17 protein-coding genes are annotated in these 15,949 nt (G+C 42.3%); 14 read left to right on the top strand and 3 right to left on the bottom strand.

Translation table 11 applies throughout. The annotated features are described in order from the left end of the window. Window positions 1–6: 6 nt before the first annotated feature. Window positions 7–1,077: an NAD(P)/FAD-dependent oxidoreductase gene (locus KOL94_RS07455; RefSeq protein WP_221565340.1), complete on the top strand. Its 1,071-nt coding sequence runs from the start codon at window positions 7–9 to the stop codon at window positions 1,075–1,077. A 210-nt stretch (window positions 1,078–1,287) separates the two neighbouring features. On the opposite strand, the gene KOL94_RS07450 is transcribed toward KOL94_RS07455, so the two are convergent. Beyond that, entirely contained in the window at window positions 1,288–2,196 is a 909-nt protein-coding gene (locus KOL94_RS07450) for a hydroxymethylglutaryl-CoA lyase (protein ID WP_221565338.1), read from the bottom strand. Window positions 2,197–2,406: 210 nt separating this feature from the next. Between KOL94_RS07450 and KOL94_RS07445 the strand changes: the two genes are divergently transcribed. The 5 genes from KOL94_RS07445 to KOL94_RS07425 all read left to right on the top strand — a co-directional run bounded on the left by KOL94_RS07445 (window position 2,407) and on the right by KOL94_RS07425 (window position 7,646). Next, a complete protein-coding gene (locus KOL94_RS07445; RefSeq protein ID WP_221565336.1) occupies window positions 2,407–3,585 on the top strand; it encodes an acetyl-CoA C-acetyltransferase in 1,179 nt (392 codons plus the stop codon). Between the two features lie 18 nt (window positions 3,586–3,603). Then, on the top strand, window positions 3,604–4,293 hold the full coding sequence (locus tag KOL94_RS07440; RefSeq protein ID WP_221565334.1) for a CoA transferase subunit A: 690 nt from the start codon (window positions 3,604–3,606) through the stop codon (window positions 4,291–4,293). A 21-nt stretch (window positions 4,294–4,314) separates the two neighbouring features. Next, window positions 4,315–4,986, top strand: a complete 672-nt coding sequence (locus KOL94_RS07435; RefSeq protein ID WP_221565332.1) for a 3-oxoacid CoA-transferase subunit B — start codon at window positions 4,315–4,317, stop codon at window positions 4,984–4,986. A 128-nt stretch (window positions 4,987–5,114) separates the two neighbouring features. After that, window positions 5,115–6,431 (top strand): short-chain fatty acid transporter, encoded by a 1,317-nt coding sequence (locus tag KOL94_RS07430; RefSeq protein ID WP_221565330.1) that lies wholly within the window; start codon window positions 5,115–5,117, stop codon window positions 6,429–6,431. Between the two features lie 27 nt (window positions 6,432–6,458). Next, on the top strand, window positions 6,459–7,646 hold the full coding sequence (locus tag KOL94_RS07425; RefSeq protein WP_221565328.1) for a thiolase family protein: 1,188 nt from the start codon (window positions 6,459–6,461) through the stop codon (window positions 7,644–7,646). Window positions 7,647–7,887: 241 nt separating this feature from the next. Here KOL94_RS07425 and KOL94_RS07420 read toward each other — a convergent pair whose 3' ends face one another. Together KOL94_RS07420 and mciZ are read right to left on the bottom strand one after the other, a co-directional pair. Further along, entirely contained in the window at window positions 7,888–8,796 is a 909-nt protein-coding gene (locus tag KOL94_RS07420) for an aldo/keto reductase (protein WP_221565326.1), read from the bottom strand. Window positions 8,797–9,066: 270 nt separating this feature from the next. After that, window positions 9,067–9,198: a Z-ring formation inhibitor MciZ gene (mciZ, locus tag KOL94_RS07415; protein ID WP_221565324.1), complete on the bottom strand. Its 132-nt coding sequence runs from the start codon at window positions 9,196–9,198 to the stop codon at window positions 9,067–9,069. A 100-nt stretch (window positions 9,199–9,298) separates the two neighbouring features. On the opposite strand from mciZ, the gene KOL94_RS07410 reads away from it, so the two are divergent. The 8 genes from KOL94_RS07410 (at window position 9,299) to KOL94_RS07375 (ending at window position 15,940) form a co-directional block, all read left to right on the top strand. Then, window positions 9,299–9,841, top strand: coding sequence for an NUDIX domain-containing protein (locus tag KOL94_RS07410; RefSeq protein WP_221565322.1), 543 nt, complete (start codon window positions 9,299–9,301; stop codon window positions 9,839–9,841). A gap of 1 nt (window position 9,842) precedes the next feature. Then, window positions 9,843–11,012 (top strand): endonuclease Q family protein, encoded by a 1,170-nt coding sequence (locus tag KOL94_RS07405; RefSeq protein WP_221565320.1) that lies wholly within the window; start codon window positions 9,843–9,845, stop codon window positions 11,010–11,012. An 87-nt stretch (window positions 11,013–11,099) separates the two neighbouring features. Then, window positions 11,100–11,750 (top strand): stage II sporulation protein M, encoded by a 651-nt coding sequence (gene spoIIM / locus KOL94_RS07400; protein WP_260412239.1) that lies wholly within the window; start codon window positions 11,100–11,102, stop codon window positions 11,748–11,750. Between the two features lie 113 nt (window positions 11,751–11,863). After that, window positions 11,864–12,340, top strand: a complete 477-nt coding sequence (gene fur, locus KOL94_RS07395) for a ferric iron uptake transcriptional regulator (protein ID WP_221565318.1) — start codon at window positions 11,864–11,866, stop codon at window positions 12,338–12,340. A gap of 275 nt (window positions 12,341–12,615) precedes the next feature. Then, a complete protein-coding gene (locus KOL94_RS07390; protein WP_221565316.1) occupies window positions 12,616–12,849 on the top strand; it encodes a YqzK family protein in 234 nt (77 codons plus the stop codon). 13 nt (window positions 12,850–12,862) lie between these two features. After that, window positions 12,863–13,753, top strand: a complete 891-nt coding sequence (xerD, locus tag KOL94_RS07385; RefSeq protein WP_221565314.1) for a site-specific tyrosine recombinase XerD — start codon at window positions 12,863–12,865, stop codon at window positions 13,751–13,753. 174 nt (window positions 13,754–13,927) lie between these two features. Then, complete coding sequence (deoB, locus tag KOL94_RS07380; RefSeq protein ID WP_221565312.1) at window positions 13,928–15,112, top strand: phosphopentomutase; 1,185 nt, start codon at window positions 13,928–13,930, stop codon at window positions 15,110–15,112. Window positions 15,113–15,121: 9 nt separating this feature from the next. After that, window positions 15,122–15,940: a purine-nucleoside phosphorylase gene (locus KOL94_RS07375; RefSeq protein ID WP_221565311.1), complete on the top strand. Its 819-nt coding sequence runs from the start codon at window positions 15,122–15,124 to the stop codon at window positions 15,938–15,940. Window positions 15,941–15,949: the final 9 nt, after the last annotated feature.

The following is a 15,949-nucleotide window of genomic DNA, read 5'->3' as shown; positions in this document are numbered from 1 at the left end:
GCAATTATGTCTAAAAAGCTGTTATTAATCGGAGGTGGCCGTGCCCACCTTACTTTATTGAAAAAATTGAAAAATGAAACTTCAATGGATTGTGAAATCACTCTTCTCAATCCAACATCAACCACCTATCATTCTGATATGTTCTCTGGTTTTGTTGAGGGGATCTACCGGTTGGAAGATCTTGAAATTGATTTAGCAGATTTGACTGAAAAAGCCGGAATCCGGTTTGTTCAAGGAACGGCACTGTCTATTGATGTGAAGCAGAAAATGGTGCTTACTGAAAAGGGAGATATCTTGTCTTTCGATGTCTTGTCTTTGGCGATTGGTACCCGACTGAAAGGGATGGAAATGCTTCCTGAACGTGACAACATTTTTCTTGGAACAAACCAGATCGTTCGTTTCCAAAAATCTGACTACAAAAAGGGTATAGTAGTCATCGTTGGAGGGGGAAGGGATTCAATTGAAATGAGTCTAGCTATACAAGCCTGGAAACAATTGTACCAAGATGATGGAAAAGTGATCTTAGCCTTATTACCAGGTGAAATTGAAGATGTCCTAACTCAGGACAAAATGATATCTATTATGCAAAATGCAGGGATACAAATCCAGAAACAAAAAGTAATTGAAGTTGATGATAGCGCGTTAATTACCGAACATGATACTGTGTCTTTTGGTTCTTTATTGTGGATGACAGAATCGCAGGCGCCAAAAATATACAAGAGTTCTAAATTACCTACTGATCAGGAAGGGTATCTAGTAGTCGAAGACACACTCCAAGTCAAAAAATTCCCATTTATCTTTGGTGCAGGAAACAGTGTTACAATTCGGAATCAGCCATCTCTTTCCCAATATGGTGTAATAGCTGATCGTCAGGGAGAAGTGCTGTTTGAAAATCTTAAGGGGTATCTTGAAACAGGTGAGGGATATCATTTTCATCCCACCAAACCACATTTAACAATGATTTCACTGGGCCACCAGACGGCTTTGTTAAAGTATGGGCCTTTCTCTACAACTGGAAAGCTAGCCTGGAAGCTTAAGGATAAAATGGATCGGACTTATATCTCCTCATTTCGATAGAGTTAGAGACCGTAATTAGAGTTGTGAACCTTTGCGGAGAGGTTCAAAGTGTAAACGAGGTAATATTCTTTTTTATGAAACACTTCCGAAGCATCGGTACAAAAACTAGAAAACTCACTACAATAAACGGAACGAACAGCTTTATAAAAAGGACTGCCCTGAAGATAATAGTAAGGTGCAGCCCTTTTTCTTTTTATTCAAATGTCCTTTCTAAGTTCGAGAAGGTGTCTGTTCAACAAGATTGAAATACTTGCTTCCAATTTTCCTCGAAACATGCTCGGATATCCCCTGGATTGCTTTGTGAAGTGTTGCTAAATCAATACCAGTTTCGATCCCCATTTGATGAAGCATATACACGACGTCTTCGGTAGCTACATTTCCGGTTGCGCCAGGAGCGAACGGACACCCGCCTAATCCGCCAGCTGAAGTATCGAATCTCGTTATTCCAGCTTGAAGGCACGCATAAATATTTGCTAAAGCCATGCCGCGTGTATCGTGGAAATGAGCTGTCAGCATCAGTCGATCTCCTAATTTTTCATTCAATTCATTGAATAATTGATAGCTTTCGAGAGGGTTCGCCATCCCGATTGTATCAGCAACGCTTAATTCATCTACGCCATAATCGGCAAATTGTGTACATAACGCGACCACATCCTCCGGTTCGACTTTCCCATCATAAGGACAATAAAAGGAAGTGGAAATGCAAGCTCGGATGAAGTAGCCTTTCTGCTTCAGTTCGGTAAGGATTGGTTTCAATTCAGACATGCTTTCCTCAGTTGTCTTGTTGATGTTCTTTTTATTGAATGTTGAACTGACACCCACGAAGACAGCGACATCCTTTCCATCCGTCTCATAAAGCCGTTCGATTCCTTTGCGATTCGGTGTGAGTACGAAGTTACGCTGATCATCTAGACAAACGTCAATTACTTCTTTCGCATCACTCATCTGGGGAACCCATTTAGGGGAGACGAATGATGTCAACTCCATTTCCTTGATTCCAGCATTCTTTAATTCCTTTATAAAGGTGATTTTCGCATCGGTAGGCACCTGATTTTTTTCATTTTGTAATCCGTCTCTTGGTCCTACCTCAATGATTGTCACTTTTTCCGGTAAGTTCATAATGACCTCCAGTTTTTCTTTACAATTTTACCACTGTATGTAAGCGTTTTAATGTACTTTATCTTTCATTGTAACGTGAAGAAATTTTAAAGGGCAAGTATTTTCATTCTTTCAAAGAAATATCGTCTGATAAGAAGGAGAATTCAGAAATGACTGAGAAATAGACAAGGTGAGACAGATTACAACAAATATCAAGGAGGCAACACAGAGATGGAGAGAGAAGCTGTCATAGTTAGTGCAGTCAGGACTCCGATCGGTGGTTTTGGCGGTAGTTTAAAATCAATATCAGCTACAGAACTGGGTGGTATCGCAATTAAAGAAGCTTTGAAACGTGCAGGCATATCAGAAGTCGATGAAGTGATCATGGGGAATGTCCTGCAAGCTGGATTAGGACAGAACCCTGCAAGGCAAGCGGCAATTAAAGCAGGGCTTGCTGATACGACTTCTTCAATGACGATCAATAAGGTTTGTGGATCCGGTTTGAAAACGGTCCATCTTGCTGCACAGTCGATCCTGTTGGGAGATGCAGATGTGATTGTTGCAGGTGGTATGGAAAATATGAGCCAAGCACCTTATCTATTAAAAGGAGCACGTGATGGCTATAAAATGGGGGATCAGAAAGTTGTCGACTCGATGATCCAGGATGGACTATGGTGTGCGTTCAATGACTACCATATGGGCATCACTGCTGAGAACCTATGTGAAACGCACGGATTAAAGCGTGAAGAATTAGATGAATTCGCAGCCTGGAGTCAGGAGAAAGCTGCGAGTGCGATAGAGAATGGTCGTTTTGAAGATGAAATCGTTCCTGTTGAAATCCCACAACGTAAAGGGGAAGCGCTCGTCTTTAATACTGATGAACACCCGAAGAAATCAACCGCTGAAAAATTAGCGAAATTGCGTCCTGCATTCAAAAGAGATGGCATGGTCACTGCAGGTAATGCTTCAGGTATCAATGATGGTGCCGCTGCAGTCATCGTTATGAGCCGTCAAAAGGCAGAAGAGCTTGGATTGAAGCCACTCGCTGTCATTCGTTCAAATGCTTCAGCTGGTGTCGACCCTAGCCTCATGGGAATCGGACCAGTGCCAGCCACGAGAAAGGCATTGGAAAAAGCGAATCTCACCATTGATGTAATGAATCTGATCGAAGCGAATGAAGCTTTCGCTGCCCAATCCTTAGCGGTTGGGAAGGATCTCAACTTCAATAAAGAGATTCTTAATGTGAATGGCGGTGCGATTGCACTTGGCCATCCGATCGGAGCAAGCGGCACTCGAATTCTAGTAACGTTGATCCATGAATTGAAACGCAGAAATGAACAATATGGTCTTGCCACATTATGTATTGGCGGCGGGCAAGGTGTGGCGACAATCATTGAAAATGAAGCATAAAAAAGGAGATGAAAGAACATGAAACCAATTGAAACATCATTCTTAGAAGCAGTAAAAGATATTAAAGATGGAGCTACGATCATGGTCGGTGGTTTCGGTCTTGTCGGCATTCCGGAGAATTTGATTCTTGCATTAGTCGATAGCGGTGTCAAGGATCTTACAGTGATCTCAAATAACTGTGGTGTAGACGATTGGGGACTCGGCCTTCTTCTGAAAAACAAACAGATCAAGAAAATGGTCGGTTCTTATGTCGGTGAAAACAAAGAGTTTGAACGCCAAGTTTTGTCTGGAGAAATTGAAGTAGAATTGATTCCTCAAGGGACGCTTGCTGAGAGAATCAGAGCGGGAGGTGCAGGGATCCCTGCATTCTATACACCAGCTGGAGTTGGTACGCCGTTAGCTGAAGGAAGAGAGGTTCGGAATATTGACGGAAAGGATTACCTGTTGGAGTATGGGATGACTGCGGATGTCAGTCTTGTTCGAGCCCAGAAAGCAGACAAAATGGGGAACCTCATTTATAACAAGACAGCACGTAACTTCAACCCTATGATTGCAGCAGCTGGGAAAATCACGATTGCAGAGGTGGAGGAGCTATACGAAGTTGGTGAATTGGATCCAGATCACATCCATACACCAAGTATCTATGTTCAAAAATTGATCGTCGGTGAACAGCAGAAGAAAATCGAACGATTGACCGTTACGAAATAACAGCAGAGGGAGGAAGTAATAATGACAAAAGTAGATAAAGCACTCGTACGCGAACGTATTGCTAGAAGAGCAGAAAAGGAAATTGAAGATGGGTTCTATGTAAACCTAGGAATCGGTATGCCGACATTAGTCGCGAACTATATTTCAGATAACAAACAAGTCGTCCTTCAATCAGAAAACGGTTTGCTCGGAATCGGGCGTTATCCGACAGAAGATGAAGTCGACCCTGACTTGATCAATGCTGGAAAAGAAACCGTTACTGCTACGAAAGGTGCGTCTTATTTTGACAGCTCTGAATCATTTGGAATGATCCGTGGCGGACATATCGATATTGCGATTTTAGGTGGAATGGAGGTTTCAGGGAACGGCGATCTTGCAAACTGGATGATTCCTGGAAAGATGATAAAGGGGATGGGCGGTGCGATGGACCTTGTACATGGCGCGAAGCGGATCATCGTCATCATGGATCACGTCAATAAAAAAGGGGATCCGAAAATTCTGAACGAATGTTCTTTGCCACTCACTGGTAGCGGCGTGGTAGATCGGATCATCACCGATCGTGCCGTAATCGATGTAACTCCTGAAGGCTTGAAGCTTGTTGAGGTCGCAGAAGGGTTCACACCAGAAGAGATTCAGGAAGCGACTCAACCGACATTGATCATAGGCGACGACGTAAAGGTGAATGCATTTTAAATGTAGGCTGTTATTAAAAGTTTATTGCTAACTGAAAGAAGACAGGAAGTCGGTTAGCGAGTATATTTCCAATTGGAACAATGATGTATAAGAAAATGCCTGACAGAACCATTAGGGGGAGGTAATTGGTGAAAAGGATAACAGCACTTACAAATCGGATCATGCAGCGATATCTGCCGGATCCATTCTTATTCGTGGTCATCCTCACGCTAGTCGTATTCGTTATGGGTATGCTCATCACAAGAAGCACACCGGTTGAGATGGTGACTTTCTGGGGTGAAGGATTCTGGAGTCTGTTGACGTTTGCAATGCAGATGGTCCTGATCCTTGTAACAGGATATGTTCTGGCGAGTAGCCCGTTATTCAAGAAAGGGTTGAGAAAACTTGCTTCACTTGCTTCCACTCCGGGGAAGGCGATCGTCTTCGTCACACTGGTATCTTTGGCAGCAAGCTGGATCAACTGGGGCTTCGGACTGGTCATCGGTGCATTGTTTGCCAAAGAACTTGCTAGACAGGTCGAGAAGGTCGATTATCGGTTATTGATCGCAAGCGCTTACAGCGGATTCCTTGTTTGGCATGGAGGTTTTTCAGGATCGATTCCATTGACAATCGCGACACCTGAGCACTTTTCCAGTGACATCATCGGTGTGATCCCGACGTCTGAAACGATTTTTGCACCGTTCAACATCTTCATCGTGCTGGCTTTGTTTGTTACTTTGCCGATTGTCAATAGGTTGATGATGAACCAGAAAGACAACCAGTTTTACATTGATCCCTCAATTCTAGAGGAAAAGAATGTCGAGGCAGCTGCGGTTGAAGCGAACACGCCTGCAGAAAAGCTTGAAAACAGCTGGATCCTATCGATGGTCATCGGTTTATTGGGTGTTGCGTTCCTCGTCTATTATTTTGCGACGAGTGGATTCAGTCTCAATCTGGATATTGTCAATTTCCTATTCTTGTTCCTAGGGATCTTGCTGCACGGTACACCGCGACGCTTTATCAACAGTGTGTCTGATGCGGTTAAGGGTGCTGGGGGGATCATCATCCAGTTCCCATTCTATGCTGGAATCATGGGTATGATGGTAGCAAGTGGGTTAGCTGCTGAAGTGTCTCAATGGTTCGTCAGCATTTCCAATGAATTGACGTATCCATTCTTTGCATTTTTGAGCGCTGGAATCGTCAACTTCTTCGTTCCATCCGGCGGGGGGCAATGGGCTGTGCAAGCACCTATTATGCTGATGGCTGGTGAAGACCTTGGAATCAGTGCTGCAAAAACGGCAATGGCTGTAGCTTGGGGTGATGCGTGGACGAACATGATCCAACCATTCTGGGCACTTCCGGCACTCGCTATCGCTGGGTTATCTGCAAAAGATATCATGGGATTCTGTGTGATTGCCATGTTAGTCAGCGGTCTTTTTATATCGATCGGATTGGTGTTCATTTAAGTACTTTTTATGTTAAGGGGGATCGATATGGACGAAATATACATTCTAGAGGGAGCACGGACAGCCTTCACCTCATTCGGAAAATCATTTGCGAGTATTGAACCAACTGAACTAGGCGTTGCCACTGCAAAGGAAGCGATGGAGCGCTCACAAGTATCTCCTGATGAAATCGATCAGGTCATATATGGAAATGTGATTCATAGCAGTACGAATGCACCATATGTAGCGCGCCATATCGCTACAAAATCGGAAATTCCAATAGAGACGCCGGCTATGCTGGTGAACCGTCTTTGTGGTTCTGGATTGCAATCAGTCATCTCAGGAGTCCATTCTATTCTTTTGAATGAAGGGGAGGCTGCGATTGTAGGCGGCGTCGAGAATATGTCGATGAGTCCGCATGTTTCTTTTACAAATCGTTTCGGTCATCCTAAGCTCGGCAATGTCCAATTCGAGGATATGCTCTTATTGACTTTGCGGGATGAAGCGATTGGAAACGGAATGGGCATTACTGCTGAGAACCTTTCTGAGCAATACGATATTTCAAGAGAAGAACAGGATGAATTTTCTGCGTTGAGTCACCAACGTGCTTCGGAAGCAATTCAATCAGGTCGCTTCCAACGTGAAATTGTGTCAGTTGAGGTGAAAGGGCGGAAAGAGGTTAAAACTGTGAAGACCGATGAACATGTCAGACCATCGACGTCTGTAGAAGGACTGTCTAAGCTGAAACCGACTTTCAAAAAGGACGGTTCGGTGACGGCAGGAAATTCGAGCGGTATTAACGATGGTGCTGTTTCATTGGTAATCGCAGGAGACTCTTTTGTTAAGAAGAAAAATGTGAAGCCCCTCGCCAAAATCCGTTCATGGGCTTTTTGCGGTGTTGATCCTTCAGTAATGGGAATCGGTCCTGTGCCTGCGATCAATCTTGCCTTGAAACGGGCAGGGCTTTCCAAGGATCAGATCGATTTGTTCGAAATCAATGAAGCTTTTGCCGCACAATACCTTGCTGTAGAAAAAGAACTGAATCTGGATCGCAATAAAACGAATGTAAATGGCGGAGCAATCGCGCTGGGTCATCCAGTCGGTGCGAGCGGATCAAGACTATTGCTATCACTTGCATATGAGTTGGAGCTCCAAAACAAACGATTTGGTGTAGCAAGTCTCTGTATCGGCGGCGGGCAAGGCATAGCGATGGTCATTGAAAACGAGAATACATGATGAAAGGGACTGTCCTAAAAGCAAAGTGTCAGACACCTCCAACACAACATTTTGGATCAAATCCACGATTTTTCTCAAAATGTTGTTAAGTTCGGAGAGACTCAGACACTTTGGGACAGTCCCTTAGTTTTGTAAAATGGGGGCTCAGTTTTACAAAATTAAGTTCCGGTTTTACAGAAATGCCGCCCATATTTACAAATATACGGTCAGATTTACGGAATCAACAGTGGAACTTTATCCTCTAGTCACGATGTTTATCATAGAAGGTCTGTTTCGTCCACTCCTGGAAAAGTTCAATTTCCTTACGAGTCAGTTCGATCTTAGCTGCTTCAGTATTATCATCAATCTGTTCGACTGAACTTGCACCAGGAATTGTTGTCGCCACTGCTGGGTGATGCAGAGGATAGCGAAGCGACAAATGAGAAAGCTTCCTGCCATCTGATATATCCTTTATCTTTGTCATGATATCCTTGATTTCTGAAGGTTCATAGTCGAGAAATCCTTTATCAGAAGCTTCGTCTGTGAAAATCCGCTCACTAAGGTTTCCTTTCGCGAGAGGTCCTCGAGCAATCACAGATACGTTCTTAGCCTGGATCGTATTCAACAATTCTTCAGGTCGACGGTCAAGTAAACTATATTGCATCATTATGCTGACGATATTTGAGCGTTCAAGGTATTCTTTAATGACATTTGGACGGATTGAGGAGATTCCATATTCACGTATCAATCCTTCAGTTTTCAAGTCCTCAAATGCCTCGATGATTTCATCGATTGGATCATCAATCGTTCCGCCGTGAAGCTGATACAAATCGATATAATCTGTGTCTAGTCTTTGCAAGGAACGTTTAACCGCGGTTTTTATGTAATCCTTACTCGGTGCCCATTCCCAGCCTTCATCTACGTGATCCCAACGGTTACCTACTTTCGTAGCCAGAACGCATTGTTCGCGCTTTCCTTTCAAAGCTTTACCGACTAATTTTTCGTTTTCACCAAAGTCATAGAGATCTGCCGTATCAATCAACGTTACGCCTTTATCCAGTGCTTTGTGGATGATCTTTGTCGCTTCTTTTACATCTGAACCTAATGACATACAACCTAATCCGATTTCTGATACTCGTAATTCTGAAGATCCTAGCTTGTTCAATTGCATGAAAAGCACCTCCTGATTAGTACATTACCACGAGCGGCAGTCCGAAAACATCTTTCATGGTCTGCAAATTATGTATTTGTTGGATTGAATGGGAAAGGATTTTACAAAACTTTAAAATAGTCTCTTTTATGGACTTTGGTGATTATAAGGGAAATTTACGACACTCCTGCTCGAAAAGCTCGCGGCTTGCCCGCGGAAAGGGAGAAATTTCACAAATATAAACGCTGAAATGTAAAAAACAACACCCTCTAAAGGTGCTGTTCCTTCAGTCTATTTTTTATGACGACCTTCGATCCAATCCTGGACGGTATCGTATTCCTGCATATATTTTTTCAGCAAATACCGTACTTGCCAGGCTTTACCGACTAATGTCACGCTGTTCGTCTGCAGATAAACCTTCATGGTATAGACTCCCTTCGTCTCTCATCATTAGGAATAGGATAATCGCTTATGATAGACTTTATGTATCAAAAAATAGAATTAGCACAAGGAGTTTTGTGTCATGAAAAAGTTAGAAGAAAGAACAATTGATTCAGAAGTCATATATAGGGGTAAAATCATCGACCTTCATGTTGAACAAGTTGAACTCCCAGATGGGAAGACGAGCCAGAGAGAAGTCGTAAAACATCCTGGTGCAGTAGCGGTGTTAGCTATGACGCCAGAAAATAAAATCGTCCTCGTACGTCAGTATCGCAAACCATTAAACCGTGAAATCATTGAGATACCTGCAGGGAAACTTGAAAAAGGTGAAGATCCAGAAGTTTGTGCACTACGTGAGCTGGAAGAGGAGACAGGTTATCGAAGTACAAAGCTCACATATCTTCAATCCTTCTATACATCTCCTGGTTTTGCGGATGAACTCATTCATATCTATTACACTGATCAGTTGGAACAAGGGAAGGTCCAGTTGGATCAGGACGAGTTTGTCGAGCGGATGGAAGTGACGTTGGAAGAAGCAAATGAACTTGTAAAAACCCAGGACATTCATGATGCAAAAACGGCGTTTGCCATCCAATACTTGCAATTGAAGGAACACCGATCTTAAAATGAAACAGATTTTTGCAGATTTCCATATCCATTTAGGAAGCACTTCAGAAGGTAGGCCTGTAAAAATATCAGCCTCGAAAAACTTGACTCTTTCAAATGTTTTACACAAAGCCTTCCATCATAAAGGAATACAGATGGTCGGGATTATCGATTGTCATGTTCCTGCTGTAATCCATGAACTAGAAGAAGCTGTTGAAAAGGGTGAGATCTATGAACATCGTGATGGAGGGCTTGTAAAAGACGGAGGCTGCCTGATCCCAGGTTCGGAAATCGAAATATATGATGAGAATTGTAATGGTCCAATTCACGTATTAGTCTTTTTACCTTATTTAAACAGCATGAAACATTTCAGCAGCTGGTTAGGTGAACGGATGACAAATCATCATCTTTCTTCCCAGCGTTTCTATGGAAGTGCGATCGAACTTCAGGAAAAAGCAAAAGAATTAGGCGGCTTGTTTGTAATCGCCCATGCCTTCACTCCTTTTAAAAGTTTATATGGCCGAGGTGTTGTTAAGAGCATGGAAGAAGTCTTTAGACCTGATTTGATAGATGCGATCGAACTAGGATTAAGCTGTGATACACAAATGGCAGGACAGGTGGGAGAATTGGAGAAGCATACGTTTCTATCAAATTCCGATGCTCATTCACTAGAAAAAATCGGACGCGAATATCAGGCAATCGACATGGAAGACCTTTCATTTAAAGAACTCATTTTTGCGTTGAAGGGGAAAGAAGGACGAAAGATAGCCGGTAATTTCGGTCTCCATCCTCAACTCGGCAAATACTATCGGACATGCTGTGCGACATGCGGAGCCTTGTTCCCAGAAGGAGGAACCCTCAAATGCCTTCATTGTGAAAAAGGACGTATTGTTAAAGGTGTTTCAAATCGAATCAAGGAATTATCGGATGCTACTGCTGCATCTTCTCCTGTTAATAGACCACCATACACCCATCATGCACCTCTTGAATTCATTCCGGGTCTCGGACCAAGAATGCTAGAAAAGTTGAGAGGACTTTTCGGGACAGATATGGAGGTTATCCATTCAGTTTCAGCTGAAGAACTCCGTAAAGTTCTACCAAATCAAGTGGTAGATAAAATCATAGAATCAAGAAATGGAACAATTTATCTGAAAGAAGGCGGGGGAGGCCATTACGGTAAGCTCCACTAAGGAATCCTATAAATTAAAATTACTCGGTCATACTCTATGATTTCCTCTCATAAATTGAAAGTAAGAGAGCGTGAGGGAGGAAATATGATGGAGCACAGGGTGAGCTATAATATGAAACGTTCATTCTCACAGCATATACAAGAACATTCATCCTTATATACATTTACGGTGGTTTTACTCATGATGGGGATTGTGTTTGGAGCTGTTATTGTCAACAGTCTGAGTTTGATGCAAAAAGAAGATCTATTCCATTATTTGAACCGTTTTTTCGGACAAGTTTCTGAAGGGGAAGTGGCAAGTGCATCCGCTATGTTCACTCAAAGCTTCTTCCATTATATTAAATATATGGGGTTGATTTGGCTGCTGGGGCTTTCGATTATTGGAGTGCCCGTCATCCTTGTTTTATTATTCTTAAAAGGGATGGTTGTCGGGTTTACAGTTGGATTTCTAGTCAATCAGATGGGCTGGCAGGGATTCCTTTTATCCTTCGTATCGGTATTGCCGCAAAACCTGATCCTCATTCCTGCGTTCGTCTTGGTGACGACTGCTGCAGTAGCAATCTCTATGACACTCATCAAAGCCCAATTCTCAAACAGAATGATGACACCACTGATGCCTTTATTGTTCAGGTATACTGCTACGGTGATCATAATCATGGTTCTTATTGCAAGCGCGTCCTTTATTGAAGCCTTTTTATCACCTACATTGATCAAAGCGACAATAGGTATTTTCAATTAACAATATTATTAGGTAATAATCATTATAATACCTAATTTAAAACAATTATAATTTGACACCCCTTTTCCCCATGCTTATAATAAGAATATACATAGAGTGTGGGAGGGGTCGTCTTGGAAAATCGTATCAACCGCATTAAAAAACAGCTCCATTCACAAAGCTATAAACTTACCCCACAGCGTGAAGCGACGGTTCGCGTTTTGCTTGAGCGTGAAGAAGATCATTTGAGTGCAGAGGATGTATATCTGCTCGTTAAAGATAAAGCTCCTGAAATCGGGTTAGCAACGGTTTATCGGACGCTTGAACTGCTTACTGAATTGAAAATCGTCGATAAGATCAACTTTGGCGATGGTGTTTCCAGGTATGACCTTCGAAAAGAAGGTGCAGCACACTTCCATCATCATCTAGTATGTATTGAATGTGGAGCAGTGGACGAAATCCAGGAGGATCTACTTGGAGAAGTGGAGCAAATCGTTGAGAAGGATTGGAATTTCAAAGTGAAAGATCACCGGTTGACCTTTCACGGAATCTGTCATCGATGCCATGATAAAGCAAATGTTGAAAATGAAAAAGAAGTTACGACCAAATAAAAATTTATTAATGGACTGACCCACAATGAAATGAACGAGGGGGTCAGTTTTCTTTCACACTTAAAGAAAGTATAAAAATATTTTCTTCCGTATAAGCGCAACTAAGGCTCAACCTGCGCCAAGGCTTGGCTTTGCCAAGTTTTCTTTAGTTGAAGACAAACTCATAAAAATAGAGTGGGTAATACCGCGTTTCTTCAGCATGTTTCCAGTTTTGACGTATATTCTGCAGGATTACAGGCATATCCTGTAGGAAGGACAAACTGGGAGGAAAAACGATGATTTCGTTATTTCGTTTAATATGGAACGCATGTAAAGTATTTCTCGCTTTCGCAAGCTGCACGTTACTATTTTATTACGGACTTCTATGGTTGAACGAACAATATCAGGACTTTCATCGTTACGATGAACCCGAAGGACGAGCAGTAAAGGTCTTCCAATCTTATCATGAAGAGGAAGAAGAGATCTATTGGATCGAACGATTACAATTGTTTTATGAAATTGGGGAATAAGGAGCGTTTGCTCATGAATGACGAGGTTCAGGATTATTTGCACTATTTGACTGTAGAACGTGGGTTGTCTGAAAACACCTTACAGTCATACCAACGGGATTTGAAACAATATACGATCTTCTTAATGAAGGAATTGAATCATAAAGAGTTGAATGGAGTACGCAGGAACGATATCATGACGTATCTCTACCATTTGAAGGATGCTGGCCGCGCTTCAACGACAATTGCAAGAACAATAGCTTCCATACGATCATTCCATCAGTTTCTCATACGTGAAAGAGTAACGGACAAAGATCCATCTGTACATATTGAAACACCGAAGACTGAACGTAAATTACCCAAAATTTTATCATCACAGGAAGTTGAGAATTTGATGGTGGCACCTGAAAGTAATTCAGCGTTCGGAATAAGAGACCGTGCGATGATCGAATTATTATATGCGACTGGAATCCGTGTCTCGGAGCTTATCCAATTGAATTTATCCGATGTCCATTTAACGATGGGGTTTGTAAGATGTGTCGGTAAAGGGGATAAGGAACGGATCATTCCTGTAGGAAGAATGGCAACAGAAGCACTGACCACATATATTGAAAATGGCCGCATAAAGCTTTTAAAAAAGAAGACTAGCGATGCTTTGTTTTTGAACCATCATGGAAACCGTTTGACGAGGCAAGGTTTTTGGAAGATCTTAAAGAAACTGTCACAAGCAGCGAACATCCAAAAGGAATTGACACCACATACATTAAGACATTCGTTTGCAACACACTTGCTTGAAAATGGGGCAGACCTGCGTGCTGTTCAGGAGTTGCTAGGGCATGTGGACATTTCGACGACTCAAATTTATACACACGTTACGAAAACACGACTAAAAGACATTTATTCTACCTACCATCCAAGAGCATGAGAAATTTCGTGAAAACGATTTAAAAACATGATACAATCAAAAAAGTACCTTTATAAAAGGGTACTTTAAACTTTCTATTAGAGGTCAGACTTCTGACCTTTATATGTAGTTGTTTGATAGAACTTACCAATGGAAATGGTATAAAATAGCGTAAAGATTAGGGAGGAAAATAGTATGACGGACTCAAGGTTCAAACGAGTGTTTTTGATCGTCATGGATTCGGTCGGAATCGGTGAAGCACCGGATGCAGCAAAATTCAATGATTTAGGAGCAGATACATTAGGACATATTGCAGAAAAGATGAATGGTCTCAATATGCCGAACATGGCAAAGCTTGGACTCAGCAACATCAGAGAGATCCGAGGAATTGAAAAAGCTGAAAACCCATCTGCTCATTTTGGAAAAATGCAAGAAGCATCCAATGGGAAAGACACAATGACCGGTCACTGGGAAATCATGGGGCTTCACATCGAGCAGCCATTCAAAACTTTCCCGGACGGTTTTCCTAAGAAGCTGCTCGCTGAACTTGAAGATAAGACCGGCAGAAAAATCATCGGGAACAAACCTGCCTCCGGAACCGAAATTCTGGTTGAGCTAGGGCAGGAACATATGGAAACAGGCGCATTGATCGTTTATACATCAGCAGATTCAGTGCTTCAAATCGCGGCACATGAAGACATCGTTCCAATTGATGAATTGTATGATATTTGCAAAATTGCACGTGAACTCACGTTAGATGAAAAATATATGGTAGGACGCGTCATTGCACGTCCATTCATTGGTAAACCAGGTGCGTTTGAACGAACTTCAAATCGACATGATTACGCACTTAAACCTTTTGGACGTACAGTCATGAATGAAATGAAGGATGCTGATTATGATGTCATCGCAATCGGTAAGATCTCTGATATTTATGATGGTGAAGGGGTTACAGATGCGATCAGAACAACTTGCAATATGGATGGAATGGATCAGATCGTGAAAACAGCAGATCGTGATTTTACGGGAATGAGTTTCTTGAACCTTGTTGATTTTGATGCAAAGTTCGGCCATCGTCGTGATCCAATCGGTTATGGTGAGGCATTGGAAGAATTCGATGCACGTCTTCCGGAACTGCTTGAAAAACTAAATGATGATGATTTGGTTCTGATTACTGCTGACCACGGGAATGATCCTGTCCATCATGGTACGGATCATACAAGAGAATACGTCCCGCTGCTTGCTTATCACACAGGTATCCAAGTTGGAAAAGAGCTTCCTCTGCGGGAAACATTCGCAGATATCGGAGCAATGATTGCAGATAACTTTAATATTAAAGCGCCTGAATTCGGCAAAAGTTTTTTAAAGGATTTATCATAGGAGGTCGTCATGTCTTTAACGAAATCGATTCAACAATCAGCACAATATATTGAGAAGAGATTGGATGACAAGCCAACCATCGGATTGGTTCTAGGGTCTGGTCTTGGTGTTCTTGCAGATAAAATAGAAAATCCAATTTCGATTCCATATTCTGATATCCCATCTTTTCCCGTCTCGACGGTTGAGGGGCACGCCGGGGAACTTGTCATCGGTTCCATTGAAGGGAAAACTGTCATCGCGATGAAAGGGCGTTTCCACTATTACGAAGGATATCCAATGGAAAAAGTGACTTTTCCGATAAGGGTCATGAAGGAAATTGGAGTTGAAACATTGATCGTTACGAATGCTGCAGGAGGAATCAATGAATCTTTTGAAGCAGGAGACTTGATGATCATCACAGATCATATCAACAATATTGGTGATAACCCACTGATCGGTCCGAACGACGCTTCACTAGGAGTCCGTTTTCCTGATATGTCGGATGCTTATTCTGAGGGCTTGCAAAATACCGCGAAACAAGTGGCACAGAAATTGAACATCTCTCTTCAAGAAGGTGTCTATATTGCTAATTCAGGCCCATCTTATGAAACTCCTGCAGAAGTGAGGATGCTTCGTATCATGGGAGGTGACGCAGTAGGAATGTCCACGGTTCCAGAAGTGATTACAGCTCGCCATGGTGGTATGGAAGTACTCGGGATTTCTTGCATTTCCAATATGGCGGCAGGTATCCTCGATCAACCTCTTACCCATGATGAGGTCATTGAAACCACTGAAAAAGTGAAAGCAAACTTCATGGATCTTGTCCAACAAATCGTCAAAAGCATTTAAGGGGGAATC

This window comes from Alkalihalobacillus sp. TS-13 (assembly GCF_019720915.1).
Taxonomy (GTDB): Bacteria; Bacillota; Bacilli; order Bacillales; family Fictibacillaceae; genus Pseudalkalibacillus.
The sequence above is the reverse complement of the archived record's forward strand: the minus strand, read 5'-3'. Positions and strand labels throughout refer to the sequence as shown.

Bases quoted from the DNA above. Each gene is read 5' to 3' on its own strand.
- deoB (WP_221565312.1), top strand. From the start codon at position 13,928: ATGACGGACTCAAGGTTCAAACGAGTGTTTTTGATCGTCATGGATTCG.
- KOL94_RS07425 (WP_221565328.1), top strand. From the start codon at position 6,459: ATGGACGAAATATACATTCTAGAGGGAGCACGGACAGCCTTCACCTCA.
- KOL94_RS07440 (WP_221565334.1), top strand. From the start codon at position 3,604: ATGAAACCAATTGAAACATCATTCTTAGAAGCAGTAAAAGATATTAAA.
- KOL94_RS07390 (WP_221565316.1), top strand. From the start codon at position 12,616: ATGATTTCGTTATTTCGTTTAATATGGAACGCATGTAAAGTATTTCTC.
- KOL94_RS07375 (WP_221565311.1), top strand. From the start codon at position 15,122: ATGTCTTTAACGAAATCGATTCAACAATCAGCACAATATATTGAGAAG.
- KOL94_RS07450 (WP_221565338.1), bottom strand. From the start codon at position 2,196: ATGAACTTACCGGAAAAAGTGACAATCATTGAGGTAGGACCAAGAGAC.
- KOL94_RS07405 (WP_221565320.1), top strand. From the start codon at position 9,843: ATGAAACAGATTTTTGCAGATTTCCATATCCATTTAGGAAGCACTTCA.
- KOL94_RS07410 (WP_221565322.1), top strand. From the start codon at position 9,299: ATGAAAAAGTTAGAAGAAAGAACAATTGATTCAGAAGTCATATATAGG.
- KOL94_RS07420 (WP_221565326.1), bottom strand. From the start codon at position 8,796: ATGCAATTGAACAAGCTAGGATCTTCAGAATTACGAGTATCAGAAATC.
- KOL94_RS07455 (WP_221565340.1), top strand. From the start codon at position 7: ATGTCTAAAAAGCTGTTATTAATCGGAGGTGGCCGTGCCCACCTTACT.
- spoIIM (WP_260412239.1), top strand. From the start codon at position 11,100: ATGGAGCACAGGGTGAGCTATAATATGAAACGTTCATTCTCACAGCAT.
- KOL94_RS07445 (WP_221565336.1), top strand. From the start codon at position 2,407: ATGGAGAGAGAAGCTGTCATAGTTAGTGCAGTCAGGACTCCGATCGGT.
- xerD (WP_221565314.1), top strand. From the start codon at position 12,863: ATGAATGACGAGGTTCAGGATTATTTGCACTATTTGACTGTAGAACGT.
- KOL94_RS07435 (WP_221565332.1), top strand. From the start codon at position 4,315: ATGACAAAAGTAGATAAAGCACTCGTACGCGAACGTATTGCTAGAAGA.
- mciZ (WP_221565324.1), bottom strand. From the start codon at position 9,198: ATGAAGGTTTATCTGCAGACGAACAGCGTGACATTAGTCGGTAAAGCC.